Consider the following 18,462-nt stretch of genomic DNA (forward strand, 5'->3'; position numbering starts at 1 on the left):
TCGCCTGGAACCGCAGCGTGGCGCGGGGCTCGCCGTGAGTCGAGCTGCGGGCCAGCGCGGCGACCGGCGGCAGCGCGAGCGCTCCAGCGCCTCGGCCACGGCCTCGGAGCACGCCGCGGCCGCGAGCGCGACGGTCACCTCCTGCAGGCCGTCCAGCCGCTCCGGCCGGAGCTGGTCGTGACCCACCGTGAATCCCCTCCCGCCGGGCCCCACCCTCGGCCGGCTCGCCCGGGGTGGATCGGGTTCCTTTCGGGCGCGCGCAGAGGGGGCGTCCGGGCCTGGCGCTGCCCCGCGGGCCGTGCGGCGTTATCGGCTCGGGATGACCGCCTTCCATCAGGATCCCCCGATCCTGCCGCACGCCTTCGACGCCGACCCGCTCCTGCAGGAGTATCTCGCGAGGACGCTGCCGCCCGAGGTCCTGTCCGAGATCTCGCCGGAGCTGCGCGAGCTTGGCGCGCTCGCATCGGGCCCGCTCGCGGCGCAGCAGCTCGCCGAGCGGCTGGTGGAGCCCACCCTGGTGCAGTGGGATCCCTGGGGGCGCCGCGTGGACCGCATCGAGCCCACGCCGCTCTGGCGCGAGGCGGCCCGGCTCGCCGCACGCCACGGGCTCGTGGCCGCGGCCTACGAGCGGCGCCACGGCATCCTCTCGCGCGTGCACCAGATGGCCATGGTGTACCTGCTCGAGCCCTCGATGGACGTGTACGCGTGCCCGCTCGCCATGACGGACGGCGCGGCGCGCACGCTGCTCGACCTCGCCCCGCGCGCGCTGGTGGAGCGGGCCGTCCCGCGGCTCACCTCCCGCGATCCGGCGCGCACGTGGACGAGCGGCCAGTGGATGACCGAGCGCGCCGGCGGCTCCGACGTGTCCGGGACCGAGACGGTGGCCCGCCCCGACGGCGAGGCGTTCCGGCTCTGGGGCACGAAGTGGTTCAGCTCCGCCACGACCGCGGAGATGGCGCTCGCCCTGGCGCGCCCCGAGGGCAACCCGCCCGGCTCGGCGGGCCTGGCCCTGTTCTACCTGGAGACGCGCTTGCCGGACGGCGCGTCCAACGGGATCCTGGTGAACCGGCTGAAGGACAAGCTCGGCACGCGCAAGCTCCCCACGGCCGAGCTGACGCTGGACGGGGCGCTGGCGCTCCCGGTGGTGGGGCTCTCCGGCGGCGTGCGCGCGATCAGCCCCATGCTGAACGTGACCCGCACCTGGAACGCGCTCGTCGCGGCCGCGTACATGGCGCGCGCGGTGGCGCTGGCGCGCGACTACGCCGGGCGGCGGCGCGCCTTCGGGACGCCGCTGCGGGCGCGCCCGCTCCACGCCGACACCCTGGCGGCGCTCGAGGCCGAGCGCGAGGCCGGGTTCCTGCTCGCGTTCCGCGCGGTGGAGCTGCTCGGGCGCGCCGAGGCGGGCGAGGCCGATGCGGGCGCGCGCGCGCTGCTCCGCGCGGTGACGCCGCTCGCGAAGCTCACCACCGGGAAGCAGGCGGTGGCGGTCGCCTCGGACGCGATCGAGGCGTTCGGCGGCGCCGGCTACGTGGAGGACACCGGCCTGCCGCGCCTGCTCCGCGACGCGCAGGTGCTGCCGATCTGGGAGGGGACCACGAACGTCCTCGCGCTCGAGGCGCAGCGCGCGCTCGCCGCCGAGGGCGCGGCCGAGGCGCTCGCGGCGGAGATCCAGGAGCGGCTCTCGCAGGCGCGCGACCCGGCGCTCCGCCCGGCGGTGCAGGCCGCCACCGGCGCGCTCGCCCGGGCGCGGGCCGCGCTCGCGGCGGGCGACGCGCCGGAGGTGCGGGAGGCGGGAGCGCGCCGGCTGGCGCTCACGCTGGGACGGACGCTGGCGCTCGCCCACCTCGCCGCGCACGCGCAGTGGGCCCTCGACGCCGGGCGCGGGCGCCGGGCGACGGCCGCGGCGCGGCGGTTCGCCCGCAACGGCGTGGACCTGCTCGGCCCCGCCGGCGAGGACCTGGAGGACTCGGCGCTGCTCGTCGCCGCGCCCGACGCCTGACGGCTACTCCATGGCCGCGCCGGGCTGCCCCGCCGCCGCGGCGGCGTCCTGCAGCACGACCGTCTTCAGGTTCACGAACTCGCGGATGCCCTCGCGCGCCAGCTCGCGGCCGTACCCCGAGCGCTTCACCCCGCCGAACGGGAGCCGCGGATCCGAGGCGACCATCGCGTTCACGAACGTCGCGCCGGCCTCCAGCTCGTCCACGAAGCGGTCGCGCTCGGCCGGCTCGCGCGTCCAGACGCTCGACCCGAGGCCGAACGGCACGTCGTTGGCGATGGAGATGGCCTGGTCGACGTTGCGCGCGCGGAACAGCAGCGCCACCGGGCCGAAGATCTCCTCGCGGTAGGACGGCGAGGTCGGCGGCACGTCGGCGATCACGGTGGGCGGGTAGTAGAACCCCCGTCCGCCCGACGGCGCCCCGCCGAGCAGGAGCCGCCCTCCCGCCTTCACCGCCGCGTCCACCTGCTCCGAGAGCTTCCGGAGCTCCGCCTCGCTCACCACCGGCCCGACGTCGGTGCCGGCGTCGAGCGGATCGCCCACCTTCAGCGCGGCCATGCGCTTCACGAAAGCCTGCTCGAAGCGCTCGGAGATCGCCTCGTGGACGATGAAGCGCTTGGCCGCGATGCAGGACTGGCCGTTGTTGATGGTGCGCGCGGTGACCGCGGTGGCCACCGCCGCGTCCAGGTCGGCGGACGGCATCACCACGAACGCGTCGCTGCCGCCCAGCTCCAGCACGGTCTTCTTGATGACGCGGCCGGCCGCGGAGGCCACCGCGCTGCCGGCGCCCTCGCTGCCGGTGAGGGTGGCCGCCGCGATGCGCGGGTCCTCCACGATGCGCTGCACCCGCGACGAGCCGACCAGCAGCGTCTGGAAGCAGCCCTCCGGGAAGCCGGCCTCGCGGAACACCGCCTCGATGGCGAGCGCCGACTGCGGGACGTTGGACGCGTGCTTCAGCACGCCGACGTTGCCGGCCATGAGCGCCGGCGCGGCGAAGCGGAACACCTGCCAGAAGGGGAAGTTCCAGGGCATCACCGCCAGCACCGGCCCGATGGGCAGGCACCGGGTGTACGACCGCGCCGCGCTCGACGGGAGCACCTCGTCGGAGAGGAACCGCTCCGCGTGCTCGGCGTAGAAGCGGCAGACCCAGGCGCACTTCTCGGCCTCGGCCACCGCCGAGCGGAGCGTCTTGCCCATCTCGAGCGTCATGGTCCGGCCGAGCGCGTCCTTGCGCGCCTCCAGGACCTCCGCCGCGCGCCGCATGCGCCCGGCGCGCTCCGCGAGCGGGACGCGGCGCCAGGACCGGAACGTCGCCGCGGCGAGCGCGAGCCGCCGCTCCAGCTCGGCGTCGGCGATCTCGTCGAAGCGGGCGAGCACCTCACCGGTGGCGGGGTTCACCGACGACATGGCGGCCATGGGCGTCCCTTCCTTTCGTGGAGCGTGCGGCGCGGATGGTAATGTGGCGCGGATGCCCACAGATACCACGCCCGCGGGCCGCCGGCCGCCCGGCGAGGCGTCCTGTGGGCGGTGCGCCGGCGAACGCGCCTGGACGACTGCGGCGGTGCTCGCGGCCGTGGGCTGGGCGCTCCTGGTGGCGGCGAGCCCGCCCCGGTTCTTCGCCTGGGCCACGCCGCTCGCGCTCGCCTGGATGGCCCTGTCCCTCGCCGGCGCGCCGCCCGGGCTGCGGGCCAGGCTGCGTCCGCGCGGCTCCGACGTGCTGCTGGGCCTCGCCGTGGCGGGCGTGCTCTACGCCGGGGCGCGCGCGTTCCTGTGGGCGGGCTGCGGCGGGGCCACCGACGCGCTGTGCGCGCCCACCGCCGCCATCTTCGAGCGGTTCCGCACCCGCGCGCTCGGGCCCGGGCTGGCGCTCGCGCTCGCCATCGCGCCGGCCGAGGAGGTGTTCTGGCGTGGGCTGGTGCAGGCGCGCCTCGCCCGGCGGCTCGGTCCGGCGCGGGCCGTGGCTGCCGCGGCGGCGCTCGCCGCCGCGCTCGCGCTCGCGACCGGCGAGGGGTTGCTGGCGCTCGCCGCGGTGCCCACCTACGCAGCGTGGGGCGCGCTGGCGGCCTGGCGGGGCAGCCTGGTGCCGGCGCTCGTGTCCCACGCGGTCTGGAGCGTGCTCATCGCGACCGTGGCTCCCCCGGGCTGACCGGCCCGAGCCGCGGCGCACAGCGATCCACCAGCGCCTCCTCGAGCGCCGCCATCGCGCCGCGCAGCCCCTCGCCGGCGGGCTCGCCGGCCAGCGCGCGGCGCGCGGCCTCGTCGAACGGCAACGGCGCGGGCAGCCCGGCGAGCTGCCAGAAGCGGGCCTCGCGCGGAAGGAGGTCGGTCGCCAGCCCCTGCACCAGCTCGCGCACCACCCGCCAGTCCGCGCCGGAGATCAGCTTCAGCCAGAGCATGGAGACGCGCGGCACCGGCAGCGGCACGCGGGCGGCGGGCAGGCGCCGCCCGCGGAGCGCCGCCACCCGCTCCAGGATCTCCCGCACCTCCAGCACGTCCGGGCCGGGCAGGTCGTGAACCGCGCTCGCCGGCAGCGGCAGGTCGATCCCGGCCACCAGCGCGCCCACCACGTCGCCGATCCAGACCGGGCAGGTGCGCGAACGGGCCCACGCCGGCAGCAGCATCACCGGCAGGCGCATCGCCAGGTCGCGCACCACCTGCCACGAGGCGCTGCCCGCGCCCACGATCATCGACGCGCGCAGCTCCAGGGCGGGCACGCGACCGGCGCGCAGCACCTCCCCGACCGCGAGGCGGCTGGCGAGGTGCCGGGAGGGCGTTCCCTGCGGCGCGACGCCGCCCAGGTACACGATGCGCCCCGTCCCGGCCCGCTCCGCCGCCCGCACGAAGCCGGCGGCGGTGCGGCGCTCCTCCTCGACGTAGTCTCCCCGGCCCGCGGCCATCCCGTGCACCAGGAAGTACGCCGCGTCCACGCCGTCCAGCGCGCGCTCGAGGTCGTCCGGCCGCCGGACGTCCACCGCCATCCAGTCCACCGTCCCGCCCGGCCCGGCGCGGCGGCGGCGACTCGTGGCGCGGACCCGGTGCCCGGCCGCGGCGAGCGCCGGCACCAGCGCGCTCCCCACGAAGCCGGTCGCCCCGGTCACCAGCACGGTGCGTTGGACTGGGTGCATCCGAGCATCCTTCCGCCCCGCGACCGGCCCGCGCCACTCCCGTCGGGAGGGGTGCCGCGCGGCGTTCACGGTCCGTGGCGCTCCAGGTACCGGCGCACCGGCCACTTCCGGGCGGTGTTCGCGGAGGACATGTATCGGACGGTGCCGAACACCGGCCGCTCCGGCCCCCAGGGCCGGTCGTAGCGGCCGAGGCACCAGGCGATGCCCGCGACCGAGTTCGGGTCGCGGCCGTCCAGCGCGTGGCGGTCGTTCAGCTCGAGCAGGGTCGCGTGCGCCTCCTCCGGCGTCGCGCTCCACTCCAGGATCTTCTTCCCCCAGAGCATCCGGAGATACCCGTGCACCACGCCCTCTCGCAGGAGCTGGCGCTGCGCCGCGTTCCAGAGCGGGTCGTGCGTCTCGGCGGCCTCCAGCGCCGCCCGCGCGTAGACCGCCGGCCGCGGGTCGGCGGCGTGCCGGGCCAGGGTGGCGCGCGCCCAGGCCGGGAGCGACGCGTACGCGCGGTGCTCCGGGACGTGCGCGCAGGTGACGAAGGCCAGCTCGCGCCAGGTGAGGAGCTGATCGAGGAAGGCCTCGGCGGAGGGGGACAGCGCCCACCAGCCGGCGCGGGCGCCCCTGGGCGGCGTGGCGACCGCGGGCGGGGTCCAGCCCTCCCGGCGCAGCACCGCCCGCAGGACCTCGAAGCTGCTGACGTGCCCGAAGTGGAGCCAGGGCGAGAGCCCGCTCGATCCCCGCGGCTCGTCCGGCGCGTTGCGGCGCTCGGCGTAGCCGTCGAGCCCCTCGCGCAGGAACGCCGCGAGCCGGCGCCGGGCCGCCACGCTCCCGCCGCGGCCGGCCGGCGGGACCCCGTGATCGATCGGCAGCCCCGCGGCGAGCGCGGCCGGGCGGTCCAGCTCCGCGCCGCGGGCGGCCGGCCAGCGCCGCCGGATCTCCACCGGCACCGACGCACCCCAGGGCGGCGGCGCGCGCGCCAGCGGGTCCTCCGCCGGCAGGCGATCCAGCCACGTCGGCAGCGTGCGCTGGAGGTGCCGCCGGTAGGCGTGCGCGGTGGGGAAGTCCTTGCCAGCCAGGCGGAACGGCACCACGCAGCTCGCGTCCACCGCCTCCAGGCGCACGTCGAGGCGCGCCGCCGCGGCGTGGATCGCCTGCGCGGGGAAGCCGGTGGGGAAGTCGTCCGCGATCACGGCGCACGCCCTCGCCGCGAGCGCCTCGAGCAGCCCGTCCCCCTCCCCGGCGCGCCGCTCCACCCACGGGTGGTACAGCGCCCGTCCGGCGAGCGCCGCGGCGTTGTCGCGCATGCCCTCCAGCAGGAACGCGTGGAGCCGGTCGCTCGCGTGCGGGTACCCGCACCGCAGCGGCTCCACCACCAGCACCGGCCGGCCCAGCTCCCGGCCCAGCTCCGCGGCCCGCTCGAGCGCGGGGTTCGAGCGGGTCCGCCGCGCGCTCGTCATCCAGTGGAGCACCACCGCCCGCTCCGGGCGGAGCGGCGCGGCGTTCAGGGCGCGGATCCGCTCGGCGGGGACGGGCATGCGGCTCACGCGTGGTTGCGGAGCATGAGCTCCTTGGGATCGGGATCCAGGTACACCTGGCCGGCGAGGTACTCGAGGCCCTGGGCGCGCACGTGGTGGCGGAGCAGCGTGAGCGGCACGATGCGCGGCACCAGCCCGCGGCCGAAGTCGGCGATGCTCTCCTCCAGCTCCTTGCGGTCGGCCGCAGGGAGCCGGTCGCGGAGGTAGCCGGCCGCGTGCTGCAGCACGTTCACGTGGCGGCCGCGGGTGGCGGGCACCTTCAGCGCCGCCATCAGGCCGGCCCCGTACGCCTCGACGTCGGCGCGGATGGCGCCCCTGCGCAGCCCGCCCACGCGCGCTCCCAGCGCCCGGTACGCCGCGGGGCTGTGCGCGAGGAGCGTCAGCTTGTGCGCGGTGTGGAACGCCACCAGCGCCCCGCGGGTCATCCCCGCGGCGACGGCCTCCTTCCAGCGCGCGTAGGCGAACACCCGCTCCACGAAGCCCTCGCGCAGCGCCGGATCGTGCAGCCGGCCCTCCTCCTCCACCGGGAGGAGCGGGAACGCCTCGATCAGCACGCGCGCGAACGCGCCCACCCCGTCGCGCCGCGGCGGCCCGCCCTTCGCCGGGTGGACGCGCACGCGCTCCATCCCGCACGACGGCGAGTCCTTCTTGGTCACGTAGCCGGAGAGGTCCTCGCGCGCGAGCTCGCCCACGCGCCGCTCCGCGAAGGCCCGCATGGCTTCGGTGTGATCGAGCCCGCTCCGCTCCGCTACGAGCGACGGTGCCGCGGACCGGCCCACCAGCCGGATCGGCTCCCGCGGCACCCCCAGGCCCAGCTCCAGCTCCGGGCACACCGGCACCCATTGCACGAACGGGCCCAGCACCTCGGTCAGGAAGTCGTCGCGCTTGTGCTGCCCGTCGTAGCGGACCTCCTGGCCGAGCAGGCAGGACGAGACGCCGAGGCGGAGCTTCGGGCGGGCCATGCGGCCAGCGTAGACGAACGCGGCCGCCGCCGCACCGCCGCGGGGCGCGTCCGCCGCCCGGGGGAGCGCGCGGCCGGCGCTACCAGAGCCAGGTGGCCGGGTTCGGGACCGGCTGGCGCTGATCCAGCCACCTCAGCCCCTTGACGCAGCGGATCACCAGCCAGACCGCCACGAACAGCAGGAGGAGCGCGCCGATCCCCACGATCGTGAGCAGGCCGCCGACCACCGCGTAGAGCAGGCCGATCCAGAACGTCCGGATCTGGAACCGGTAGTGCGTCCGCAGGCCCTCGGGCGCGTCGCCCTCGTTCACGTACGCCATCACCACGCCGATGAGCGTGGTGATGCCGGCCGCGAAGGACAGGAGATAGAGGACGTAGACGATCTTGGCGGTCGACTCGGTGTTGCGCGTGGCGGCGGGCGTCGGGAAGGGCGCGGTCGGTTCCATGGCGTGGGGCCCGGGCCGGAGGGCGCGGGGGGCGGGATTCTAGCCCGGTTCCTGGCGCCCGGGGGGCGCCGGGCGGGCGTGGCCTGCGGTCACGCCTCCCTGCGGCCGATCAGGATCCCGGCGGCGAGGCCGGCGACGAGCGCGGTGAGGCCCCCGATCCGCCGGCGGCGAGGCGGCGCACGCAGGGGCGCCGGGGCTGCCCGGGCCGGCTCGTCCGGCGCGGACGCCCGCGCCACCGGCCCCATCCCCGTGTCCTGCATGGACTTCGCCCCCTCGCGCTTGCCCTCCGGCGAGCGGTGCTCGATGAGCGCGTTGATCTCCGCCCCCACCAGCAGGACCAGGGCGGAGAGCCACATCCAGAAGAGCAGCACGATGACGCCGGCGATGGAGCCGTAGGTCTTGTCGTAGTGGCCGAAGTTCGCGACGTACTTGCCGAACCCCCACGACGCCAGCACCCAGAGCACGACCCCGAACACCGAGCCGGGGGTGATGAACTTGAAGCGCTGCTCCACGTCGGGCAGCACGTAGTAGAGCAGCGCCCACAGGAACATCATCACCAGCGCCGCGACCGGGAGCCGCAGCCACAGGATGGCCGCGCCGGCGCGCCCGCCGATCGCGTTCGCCAGCGGCTCGGTCGCGACCGCCGCCAGCGCGCCCACCAGCGCGAGCACCCCGGCCACCACCGTCATGAGCAGGGCGATGGCCCGGACCTTCCAGAACGGCCGCGACTCGCCCACGTCGTACGCGGTGTTCAGGGACCGCATGAGCGCGAGCGTGGCGCCCGACGCAGCCCAGAGCGCGCCCAGCGCGCCGAAGCCGAGCAGCGTCACGTTCTGCTGGGCGCCCAGCTGCTGGATGCGGTCGCCCACGATCTTCGTCACCTCGCCCGGCGCGACCTGCGCGAGCTGGTGCACCAGCTGCTGCGCCTGGGCCGGCGTGATGACCACGCTCGCGAGCGCCACCAGGAACAGCAGGAACGGGAACAGCGCCAGCACGCCGTAGTAGGTGACCGTGGCGGCCAGGTCGGTGACGTTGTCGTGGTCGAGCTCGTGGTAGAGCCCCTTGCCGAACTCCCTCCAGCTCATGCCGTCGCCGGGCAGCCGCATGCCGATCCCCCGTGCCGCTGAAGATGGTCACGCGGGTGGAGGCGGCGCGGGCCGGACCCGCGCCCACCGGCCGAGGGAGCGGGCGCGCGCGGCGCCGGCGGGCGGAAGGGCCGCGCGTGCTCCGGCGCGCGCCTCACCGCCGGCGGGCGCGCGCGGTCTCCACCAGGAACCAGACGCCGAGCACGATGAGCATCGGCAGGATCAGCCGCGGCCTGCGCGCCACGACCGCGATCACCACCGCGAGCAGGAGCGCGAGCGGCCAGCTGAGGCGAACCATGGGGCGCATCCTACCCCGCCGGCCGGCGCGACGGCGCGCCGTTCGCCCCGGCGGGCGCGCTTCACTGCTCGTCACGTGGGCGGGGCGGCGGGGTCCTCCTCCCCCGCGACCAGCCGGAGCCCGGCCGGGAGGCTCTCGCCGAAGATCCGCTGCTCGGCCTCCGCGCTCGCCTCGACCACCTCGCGCACCGGCCGTGCCTGCTCCTCCGGGACGCCGGCGGCCGCGAGCGCGGCCAGCGCCCGCGCGCGCGCGGCCTCGCCCACGTCGCGGACCCGATCGCCGCTCCGGCGGGCGAGCTGCCCCAGCGCGAACGCCACCTCCCGCGGCGGCGCGGCCGCGAGCAGCCGGTCGATCCAGGCCTCCGCGACCGCGGGCGGGACCACCTGGTGCACGCTGGCGTGGAACGGGACGCGCGCGCCCAGGCGGCCGATCGCCCAGAGCAGGTGCGCCGCAGGGCCCTCCGCCTCGGCGCGCGCGAGCAGCCACCCGCCGAGCTCCTCCTTCTCGGCCGCGTCGATCCGCTCGAGGCTCCCGGCGAGCCGGACCATCTCGTCCTCCGCCATCGGCCGGACCCCGGCCACCTTCGGCGGCGGGCGGCGCGGATCGCGCGGCTGGAGGAACGGCCGCACCGTCTCGAGCAGCCGCCGCTGCGCGGCGGCCTCGAGCCCGCCGGCGATGCGCCGCCAGGTGACCCACCAGGCCGCCCAGGCGCGCGCGTCGCCCTGGTACTGCAGCCCCTCGCCGAACGCCTTCCAGGTCTCCCCGGCCCGCCAGGCGTCGAGCGGGGCGCCGAAGCCGGGGCGCAGGCAGAAGCCGGTGAGCTGGAGCCAGGTGCGCTCGTGGTCGGCGGTGCGCCGCCGCCGCCCCCGGCCCGCGTGCAGCGCCGCCCACAGGTCCCGCACCACCGGCGTGGACCAGGCGTCGCGCGGCCCGAGGACCTTCTCGAGCGCCCGGAACAGCCCCTTCACCTCCTTGCGCTCGACCGCCCCCTTCCTGCCGTAGAACAGGTCCACCAGCGCGTGCGCCTCCTCCAGCCCGCGCGGCACCGCCGCCGTCTCCGCGGGACGTCCCGGCGCCCCTGCGTCGGCGGCGCCCGCCCGCAGCGAGAACTCGAGCCGCCAGCGCGCGTCGCGATCGGTGGCGGCGCACCACAGCTCGAGCGTCCCGATCTCGGTGAGCACCGCCTCGAGGCGCACCGGCACCTCGGCGTCGCCCTGCCCCGGTGCCGAGAGCACCGTCTCCACCGGCGGCAGCGGGACCAGGTCGTCGCCCGGCTCGACGACGTCGCCCGGCCCCTCCAGCCGCGGCGCGGACGACGCGAGCAGCGCGAAGCGGACCGGCCGCCCCAGCGCCAGCCGGAACGTTCGCGGCACCGCGACCCGCGTCCCCTCCTCGGCGTGGCGCGGCACCACGCAGAGCGCCCGCTCGCCCTCCGGCGCGGCGATGCCCACGTAGAACGCCCGCGGGGTGCCGCCGCCGATGCGCAGGCCCACGCCGCGCCGGGCCAGCGCCGAGAGCGCCGCGCCGCGCGCCACCGCGAGGTCGAGCGCGGGGCTGGCGAGCGCGCGCACCGGCGGCGCGCCCGGGAACAGCGCGGACACGGCCTCGGCGAGGCGCGCACGCACCTCCGGCGCGGCGAAGGTGCCGCCGTTGAGGAGCACCGCGTCCGGCCGGGCCGGCCCGCCCCCCACGGCGCCCGCCTCGGCCGCGTGCAGCGCGAGGAACGCGGCCACGTGGCGGGTGACCGCCGGGTCCGGCTCGTAGGGCAACCCCAGCTCCGCCAGCCCGGCGGTGCGCGGCGCGCGGCGGGGGCGGTCCTCCGGACCGACCCGAGGGAAGAAGCCGTCCAGCACCAGCGCGCGCACCTCGTCGCGCGTCAGCTCCGCCGAGACCGCGCCGGCGACGATGCGGCTCCCCGCGCCGGCCACGGCCACCGGGACGCGCTCCGGGCCGCCCGCGGCCAGCAGCCGCTCCTTCGCGAGCCGGCACGCCTGCACCAGCGCGCCGAAGCGCGCCGGGTCGAGCCGTCCGCCCAGCCTCCCCTCCACCGCCCGCGCCAGCGCCAGGTCCACGTTGTCGCCGCCGAGCAGCAGGTGATCGCCGACGGCGAGGCGGGTGAGCGACGGCCGCCCGTCGTGCACCTCGGCGCGGACCAGCGTGAGGTCGGTGGTGCCGCCGCCCACGTCGACCACCAGCACCTGCGCGGCGCCCTCGCCGCCGGGGAGGCCCAGCGCGGCGCCCAGGTCGGCGCGGTGGCGCGAGGCCCAGTCGTGGAACGCGGCCTGCGGCTCCTCGACCAGCGCCGCGCGCGGCAGCCCCGCTTGGCGCGCCGCCGCGAGGGTCAGCTCGCGCGCGGCGGCGTCGAACGACGCGGGCACCGCCAGCGTCAGCTCCTGCTCGACGAGCGGTGCGCCGGGGTGGGCGGCCTCCCAGGCATCGCGGAGGTGGCCCAGGACCAGCGCCGAGGCGGCCACCGGCGAGATGCGCGGCACGCCCTCGGGCGCCCCCCAGGGAAGGATCGGCGCGGTCCGGTCGGCCCGGGGGTTCGCGAGCCAGCTCTTCGCCGAGGCCACCAACCGGCCGGGCACGCGGGCGCCCTGCTCGCGCGCCAGCTCGCCGACCACGATGGCGCGCTCGCCCCAGGGCAGCCGGGTGGCGGCCGGCGGCAGCTCCGGGCCGGGCAGGTAGGCCGAGGACGGCAGCAGGCGCCGCGGCTCCACCTCGCCCGGCCGGACCAGCTGCGGGACCGGCAGCGCCTCGACCGCCTCGGCGAGGTCGCCCGCGCGCGCGAGGTCCACCGAGGCGAGCGCGGAGTTGACCGTGCCGAGGTCGATGCCGACGACGTAGCGCGGGCCGGACATGTGGCTCCGGATCAGGCGGGCGGGGCCGCCGGCTCCGGCTCGCCGCCGGCGCCAGGCGGCTGGCGCAGGGTCCACTCCAGCGACCAGCGCTCGTCCGGACCGACGCAGTCCAGCTCCAGCGTCCCGATCTCGGTGACGTGCGCGCGCAGCCGCACCGGCACCACCTCGCCGGCCGGGCGCGTTCCGGCGGCGATGGTGGCGGTCACCGGCGGCCCCTCCTCGAGGGAGCCGGCGTCCTCCACCACGTCGCCGGGCCGGTCGTCGCGCCGGACCGAGGAGCTGAAGAGCCGGAAGTCCACCGGCTCCCCCACCACCAACCCGAGCGGCTCGCCCGGCAGCTCCGCGCGCGTACCCTCCTCCATGCCCATGGGCGCGAGGCACACCGCCCGGAGCGGCGGCGCGACGCCCGGCACCGCCGGCATCGACGCCTCCACGCCGACGTAGTACGCACGCGAGGTGCCGCCCCGGATCCGGATCCCGTGGCCGGCGCGGACGCGCCCGTACACCGCCGCGCCGCGCGCCACCGCCAGGTCGAGCTCGGCGGCCGGCAGCACGCGGGGCGGCGGCGCGCCCTCGGCGGCGAGCCAGCCCGCCAGCACCTCCACGACGCGCGCGGCGAGCGGCGGGGCCTTCATGACGCCGCCGTTGAACAGCACGGCCGTCGGGTGGAGGAACGCGCCGCCCGCGAGCGGGACCTCCGCGTGCCCGCCCGAGCCGAGCGCGGCGCGGTGGCGGGCGAGGAACGCGGCGAGGTGGCGGGTGATGCCCGGGTCCGAGGCGTACGGCAGGCCGAGCGTGGTGAGCGCGACACGGCGCGGCGCCTGCGGCCTCGCGTCCGCGTCCACGCGCGGGAAGAAGCCGTCGGTGAGCACCGCCTCCAGCTCGGCGCGGGCCAGCGCGGTGCGCAGCGCGCCGCCGACCAGCGACGAGCCGCGGCCGGGGATGGCGACCGGCAGCTCGTCCAGGGACGGATCCGCGAACAGCGCCTCCTTGGCGCGCCGGGCGGAGTGCCCCAGCGCGAGGAGCTGCCAGCGGTCCAGCGTGCGCCCGTCGCGCTCCAGCCGGCCGGCGAGCGCGTGCGCCAGCGCGAGGTCCATGTTGTCGCCGCCGAGCAGGATGTGGTCGCCCACCGCCACGCGCTCGAGACCGAGGTCGCCGCCGCGATCCACCACCGCGACCAGCGAGAGGTCGGTGGTGCCGCCGCCCACGTCCACCACCAGCACCAGGTCGCCGGGCCGGACCGCCTTGCGCCAGCCCTCGCCCATCGCCTCCACCCACGCGTAGAGCGCGGCCTGCGGCTCCTCCAGCAGCACCACCTGCGGCAGCCCGGCGAGCCGCGCCGCCTCCACCGTCAGCTCGCGCGCCACGGCGTCGAAGGACGCGGGGACGGTCAGCGTCACCCGCTGGACCGCCAGCGCGCGGGCGGGATCCCCGGCGGCCACCTCGCGGTCCCACGCCGCGCGCAGGTGCGCGAGGTAGCGGGCGGAGGCCTCCACCGGGGAGCGGCGAGGAACCTCGGCCGGCGCGCCCGCCGGGAGCGTCGCGGCGCGCCGGTCGAGCGTGGGGTGCGAGAGCCAGCTCTTGGCGGAGGAGACGAGGCGGATGGGCGTCTGCGCGCCCAGGTCGCGCGCCAGCTCGCCCACGAGCTCCCCCGCGGCGTCCGGCGCCCACGGCAGGGCGGTCGCCCCCGGCGGCAGCTCCGCCGGGTGCGGCAGGTACAGGAACGACGGGAGCAGCGGGCGCGGCTCCACCTCGCCCGGGCGCACGAGCTGCGGGATCGCGAGCGCCTCGGCGCGCGCGCCGTCCGGCGCCGGGCCGGCCTCCAGCGCGCGCCAGGCGATGGCGCAGTTGGTGGTGCCGAGGTCGATGCCGACCGCCAGCGGGGCGTCCGCCATCAGCCGTCCCTCACAGCTCGATCTCGGCCGGCGCCACGACGGTCAGGTCCTTGCCGTCGGGCGGCGGCGGCAGCTTCACCTCGCGGGCGCGCCAGCCGTGGTGGCGCAGGGCACCCTGGAACGGCGGCTGGCCGACCACGTTGCCGCTCAGCCGGATCGCGCCGGCGTCGAAGCCGGCCGCGACGGTGACGCGCGCGCCCTCCGCCTCGCGGAACACCGGCTCGAGCTGGAACATCGCCTCGATGGCGCGCTTGCACCCCGCGTGAACGGTCCGCGCGGCGGCGCCGATCGACGCGTCCGGGAAGCCGGTGAGGTCCTCCTCGAGGAAGTCCACCAGCCGCCCCTCGCGCTGCAGCGCCGCCAGGAGCTGGAGCGCCGCGGCACGCGGGTCGGCGCGCGGAGGCTCCGGGGCGCGGACGGCGGCCGCCGCGGGCCTCTCGGGCTGCACCTTCTCGGCCGCGGCGGGCTTCGCGGGAGGGGCTGCGGCGGCCGGCGGCGGGATGGGGCCGACGGCCCCGGGCTTCGCCGGCTCGGGCGCGGGCGTACGCGTGGAGGACGGCGCCGCGACCGTGGGCGGCGGCGCAGCGACCCGCTCCGGTGGCGTCGGCATCGGGGCGGGCGGCGCCACCGGCGGCGTCGCGACCGGCGGAGGCGCTGCGTGCCAGGGCTCCGGCGCCGCGGGCCGGGGCGGCAACCCCTGCGCACCTTGCGTCACGCGGAGCATGTGGACGGCGCGGGCCACGTCGGGCCGGAAGAGGACGGCGAAGAGCGCCCAGAACGCGAGGACCAGGCGCTGGACGGGCGTGAGCTCGAGGGGATCGGACATGGAGGACACCGTACGGCGGGCTGACCCGCGATGGAGCGTCCGGCCGGGTTCCCTCACATGCGGGGAACCCGCCCGAACCCTGGGTGGGCGGAAGACGCTCGAATGTGCACCCGAGCGGCGCGTCGAGCGAGCCCTGACGGCGGGCGTACAGGCGGGCGCTCGCCGGCCGCTGCGCCCCGAGCCGGACGGGCGCTCCACGCGGTGCGTGCGCAGATCCGACGCGTGCGCCTCCTCACCGGCACGAGCGGCTGGAGCTACCCGGCCTGGCGCGGGACGTTCTACCCGGCGGGCCTCCCCTCCGCGCAGATGCTCCCCGCCTACGCGGCGCGGCTCGGGACGGTGGAGGTGAACAACACCTTCTACCGGATGCCCGGCCCCGAGCTCCTGGCCGGCTGGCGCGCGGCGGTGCCGCCCGGCTTCACGTTCGCGCTGAAGGCGCCGCAGCGGATCACCCATCGCCTCAAGCTGGCGGGCGCGGAGACCGCGCTCGCCTGGTTCCTGCGCTCCGCGGCGGAGCTCGGCCCGGCGCTGGGCCCGATCCTGTTCCAGCTCCCGCCCTCGATCCGGCTCGACGTGGCGCTCCTGCGGGCGTTCCTGTCGCTGCTGCCGCGGGGCGGCCGGTTCGCGTTCGAGCTCCGCCACCCGAGCTGGCACGCGGACGCGGTCCGGACCGCGCTCGCGGACGCCGGGGCGGCGCTGTGCATCACCGACGCCGACGAGGGCTCGACGCCGCTCGCCGCCACCGCCGGCTTCGGCTACCTGCGGCTCCGGCGCACCGAGTACGGCGACGCCGCGCTGCGGTCGGCGCTGCACGCCATCGCGGCGCAGCCCTGGTCGGAGGCGTACGCGTACTTCAAGCACGAGGACGAGGCGCGCGGGCCGGCGCTGGCGACGCGCCTGGCCGAGCTGGCCGCGGAGATGGGCCTCGGGGCCGGCGCGGAGGCTCCCGCGCCGTGACCGGGCGCGGCTAGAGGTCGACCCGCACCATCCCCGACGGCGGGTAGCGATCGCCGGCGGCCGCGCCCTTCGGCGCCACCTGGTCGATGGCGGCGAGATCCTCGGGAGTGAGGCGGATCGACGCCGCGGCCACGTTCTCCTCCAGGTGCCGGCGCGTGGTCGTGCCGGGGATGGGCGCGATGTCGTCTCCCTTGCCGAGGACCCAGGCCAGCGCGAGCTGCGAGGCCGAGACGCCCTTCGCGCTCGCCATGTCGCGGATGCGGTCCACCAGGTCGAGGTTCCGCTGGAAGTTCTCGCCCTGGAAGCGCGGCGAGGTCCGCCGGAAGTCGCCCTCGGGGAGATCGTCGGGCGAGCGGAACCGGCCGGTGAGGAAGCCGCGGCCGAGCGGGCTGTACGGGACGAAGCCGATGCCGAGCTCGCGCAGGGTGGGCAGCAGCGCGTCCTCGGGATCCCGGCTCCACAGCGAGTACTCGGTCTGGAGCGCGGTGATCGGGTGCACCACGTGCGCGCGGCGGATCGTGCCGGGCGCGGCCTCGGAGAGGCCGAGGTAGCGGACCTTGCCCGCCTTCACCAGGTCGGCCATCGCGCCGACGGTGTCCTCGATGGGCACGGTCGCGTCCACCCGGTGCTGGTAGTAGAGGTCCACGTGGTCCACCCCGAGCCGCCGCAGCGACGCGTCGCAGGCGGCGCGCACGTACTCGGGTCGCCCGTTGATGCCGACGAAGGTGCCGTCGGCGCGGCGCTCGTTCCCGAACTTGGTGGCGAGCACCACCCGGTCGCGCCGATCGCGCACGGCCCGCCCGACCAGCTCCTCGTTCTTGAACGGACCGTACATGTCGGCCGTGTCGAGGAAGGTGACGCCGAGCTCGATGGCGCGGTGGATGGTCGCGACCGACTCGCGCTCGTCGGCGCCGCCGTAGAAGTCGCTCATGCCCATGCAGCCCAGCCCGACGGCCGAGACCGTGAGCCCCTGCGTCCCCAGCGTGCGCTGCTCCATGTGATCGCCTCCGGCGCGCCGGAGGGCGCGGCGGGGCGACTCATAACCGCCCGCGCCGCGCTCCGCCGCGTCATCCCTGCGCGATCGCGCGGACGCCCGGCGCGCCCCCGTGCGTTCGCGCGTACACCTCGAGGATCTCGGCCGGCGTGAGGTCCGTCCCGCGCGCTTCCGCCATGCCCTGGATCACCGCCGCGAAGCGGACCAGCTCCTCGCGCCCGAGCGTGATGCCGCCGTGCTCCTCGAGCACCCAGCCCACCCCGCCCTTCCCGGACTGGCTGTTCACCCGGATGACCGCCTGGTACGTGCGGCCCACGTCCGCCGGGTCCATGGGCAGGTAGGGCATCTCCCAGCGATCGCCGCTCGTGCGGCGGAGCGCGGCGAAGCCCTTCTTGATCGCGTCCTGGTGCGAGCCGGAGAACGCGGTGTAGACGAGCGCCCCGGCGTAGGGGTGGCGCGGGTGCACCGGCATCCGCGTGGCCCGCTCCGCCACCTCGACCAGCGCGTCGAGGTCGGCGAGGTCCAGGCCGGGATCGACGCCCTGCGTGTGCAGGTTGAGCGCGAGCGTCACCAGGTCCACGTTGCCGGTGCGCTCGCCGTTCCCGAACAGCGTGCCCTCCACCCGGTCGGCGCCCGCCATCACCGCCAGCTCCGCCGCCGCCACCGCGGTGCCGCGGTCGTTGTGCGGGTGCACCGAGAGCACGTAGCGCTCCCGCCCCTGCACGTGGCGCGCGAACCACTCGACCTGGTCCGCGTACACGTTCGGCGTGGACATCTCCACCGTGGCCGGCAGGTTGAGGATCACCGGCCGCTCCGCCGAGGCGCCCCACGCGTCCATCACCGCCTCGCAGACGTCGGCGGCGAAGTCGAGCTCGGTGCCGGTGAAGCTCTCCGCCGTGTACTCGAGGATCACCTCGGTCTCCGGCAGCTCCTCCGCCAGCCGGCGCGCGAGCCGCGTACCGTCCACCGCGATCTGCCGGATCCCGGCCCGGTCCTTGCCGAACACGACGCGCCGCTGCAGCTCGGAGGTCGAGTTGTACAGGTGCACGACCGCACGCGGCGCGCCGCGGATCGCATCGAAGGTCGCGCGGACGAGGTGCTCGCGCGCCTGCGTGAGCACCTGGAGCGTCACGTCCTCCGGGATGCCGCGTTCGACGAGCTCGCGGACGAACTCCCGCTCGGGCCGGGAGGCGGACGGAAAGCCCACCTCGATCTCCCGGAACCCCGCGCGCACCAGGGCGTCGAACAGCAGCCGCTTGCGCTCCGGGCCCATCGGATCCTCGAGCGCCTGGTTCCCGTCCCGGAGATCCACCGAGCACCAGCGGGGCGCGCGCTCGATGCGGCGCGACGGCCAGCGCCGGTCGGCGAGCGCGACCTGCGGGAACGGGCGGTACTTGTGGGCGGGCATCCTCGGCATGACGTGATTCCTCCGGCGGGTGGGGGCCGGGAGGTCTCTGTTCGTCTTGCTGGGAGCGGTGACCTCTCCGGCCGT

At 77.1% G+C, this 18,462-nt stretch carries 15 protein-coding genes; 3 read left to right on the forward strand and 12 right to left on the reverse strand.

From position 1 onward, the window contains the following. Positions 1-319: 319 nt before the first annotated feature. The gene (locus tag A2CP1_RS16230) at positions 320-1,999 is read left to right on the forward strand and encodes an acyl-CoA dehydrogenase family protein (RefSeq protein WP_015934372.1); all 1,680 of its coding nucleotides are present in this window, start codon (positions 320-322) and stop codon (positions 1,997-1,999) included. 3 nt (positions 2,000-2,002) lie between these two features. Here A2CP1_RS16230 and A2CP1_RS16235 read toward each other — a convergent pair whose 3' ends face one another. Continuing rightward, the gene (locus A2CP1_RS16235; RefSeq protein ID WP_015934373.1) at positions 2,003-3,412 is read right to left on the reverse strand and encodes an NAD-dependent succinate-semialdehyde dehydrogenase; all 1,410 of its coding nucleotides are present in this window, start codon (positions 3,410-3,412) and stop codon (positions 2,003-2,005) included. A 145-nt stretch (positions 3,413-3,557) separates the two neighbouring features. Here A2CP1_RS16235 and A2CP1_RS16240 point away from each other — a divergent pair, with 145 nt between their 5' ends. Then, complete coding sequence (locus tag A2CP1_RS16240) at positions 3,558-4,142, forward strand: CPBP family glutamic-type intramembrane protease (RefSeq protein WP_015934374.1); 585 nt, start codon at positions 3,558-3,560, stop codon at positions 4,140-4,142. On the opposite strand, the gene A2CP1_RS16245 is transcribed toward A2CP1_RS16240, so the two are convergent. The 9 genes from A2CP1_RS16245 to A2CP1_RS16280 all read right to left on the reverse strand — a co-directional run bounded on the left by A2CP1_RS16245 (position 4,114) and on the right by A2CP1_RS16280 (position 15,019). Continuing rightward, positions 4,114-5,121 carry an NAD-dependent epimerase/dehydratase family protein gene (locus A2CP1_RS16245; RefSeq protein ID WP_015934375.1) on the reverse strand — a complete coding sequence of 336 codons (1,008 nt, stop codon included), beginning with the start codon at positions 5,119-5,121 and terminating at the stop codon, positions 4,114-4,116. The two genes, A2CP1_RS16240 and A2CP1_RS16245, sit on opposite strands and share 29 nt — an antisense overlap. A 65-nt stretch (positions 5,122-5,186) precedes the next feature. Further along, complete coding sequence (locus A2CP1_RS16250; RefSeq protein ID WP_015934376.1) at positions 5,187-6,647, reverse strand: deoxyribodipyrimidine photo-lyase; 1,461 nt, start codon at positions 6,645-6,647, stop codon at positions 5,187-5,189. Between the two features lie 5 nt (positions 6,648-6,652). Then, the gene (locus A2CP1_RS16255) at positions 6,653-7,609 is read right to left on the reverse strand and encodes a YbgA family protein (protein WP_015934377.1); all 957 of its coding nucleotides are present in this window, start codon (positions 7,607-7,609) and stop codon (positions 6,653-6,655) included. A 79-nt stretch (positions 7,610-7,688) separates the two neighbouring features. Then, entirely contained in the window at positions 7,689-8,054 is a 366-nt protein-coding gene (locus A2CP1_RS16260; RefSeq protein WP_015934378.1) for a DUF4870 family protein, read from the reverse strand. A gap of 89 nt (positions 8,055-8,143) precedes the next feature. Beyond that, entirely contained in the window at positions 8,144-9,160 is a 1,017-nt protein-coding gene (locus tag A2CP1_RS16265; protein WP_015934379.1) for a YihY/virulence factor BrkB family protein, read from the reverse strand. A gap of 133 nt (positions 9,161-9,293) precedes the next feature. Then, a complete protein-coding gene (locus tag A2CP1_RS23500; protein ID WP_012527124.1) occupies positions 9,294-9,437 on the reverse strand; it encodes a hypothetical protein in 144 nt (47 codons plus the stop codon). 71 nt (positions 9,438-9,508) lie between these two features. Further along, on the reverse strand, positions 9,509-12,298 hold the full coding sequence (locus A2CP1_RS16270) for an Hsp70 family protein (RefSeq protein WP_015934380.1): 2,790 nt from the start codon (positions 12,296-12,298) through the stop codon (positions 9,509-9,511). 11 nt (positions 12,299-12,309) lie between these two features. After that, on the reverse strand, positions 12,310-14,193 hold the full coding sequence (locus A2CP1_RS16275) for an Hsp70 family protein (RefSeq protein ID WP_015934381.1): 1,884 nt from the start codon (positions 14,191-14,193) through the stop codon (positions 12,310-12,312). 10 nt (positions 14,194-14,203) lie between these two features. Then, positions 14,204-15,019: a DUF2760 domain-containing protein gene (locus tag A2CP1_RS16280; protein WP_015934382.1), complete on the reverse strand. Its 816-nt coding sequence runs from the start codon at positions 15,017-15,019 to the stop codon at positions 14,204-14,206. Positions 15,020-15,241: 222 nt separating this feature from the next. On the opposite strand from A2CP1_RS16280, the gene A2CP1_RS16285 reads away from it, so the two are divergent. Next, positions 15,242-15,976 carry a DUF72 domain-containing protein gene (locus A2CP1_RS16285; RefSeq protein ID WP_015934383.1) on the forward strand — a complete coding sequence of 245 codons (735 nt, stop codon included), beginning with the start codon at positions 15,242-15,244 and terminating at the stop codon, positions 15,974-15,976. Positions 15,977-15,986: 10 nt separating this feature from the next. On the opposite strand, the gene A2CP1_RS16290 is transcribed toward A2CP1_RS16285, so the two are convergent. Together A2CP1_RS16290 and A2CP1_RS16295 are read right to left on the reverse strand one after the other, a co-directional pair. Further along, a complete protein-coding gene (locus A2CP1_RS16290) occupies positions 15,987-16,973 on the reverse strand; it encodes an aldo/keto reductase (RefSeq protein ID WP_015934384.1) in 987 nt (328 codons plus the stop codon). A gap of 70 nt (positions 16,974-17,043) precedes the next feature. After that, positions 17,044-18,387, reverse strand: coding sequence for a 2-isopropylmalate synthase (locus tag A2CP1_RS16295; RefSeq protein ID WP_015934385.1), 1,344 nt, complete (start codon positions 18,385-18,387; stop codon positions 17,044-17,046). Positions 18,388-18,462 lie beyond the last annotated feature (75 nt).

The organism is Anaeromyxobacter dehalogenans 2CP-1 (assembly GCF_000022145.1).
GTDB classification, from domain to species: Bacteria; Myxococcota; Myxococcia; order Myxococcales; family Anaeromyxobacteraceae; genus Anaeromyxobacter; species Anaeromyxobacter dehalogenans.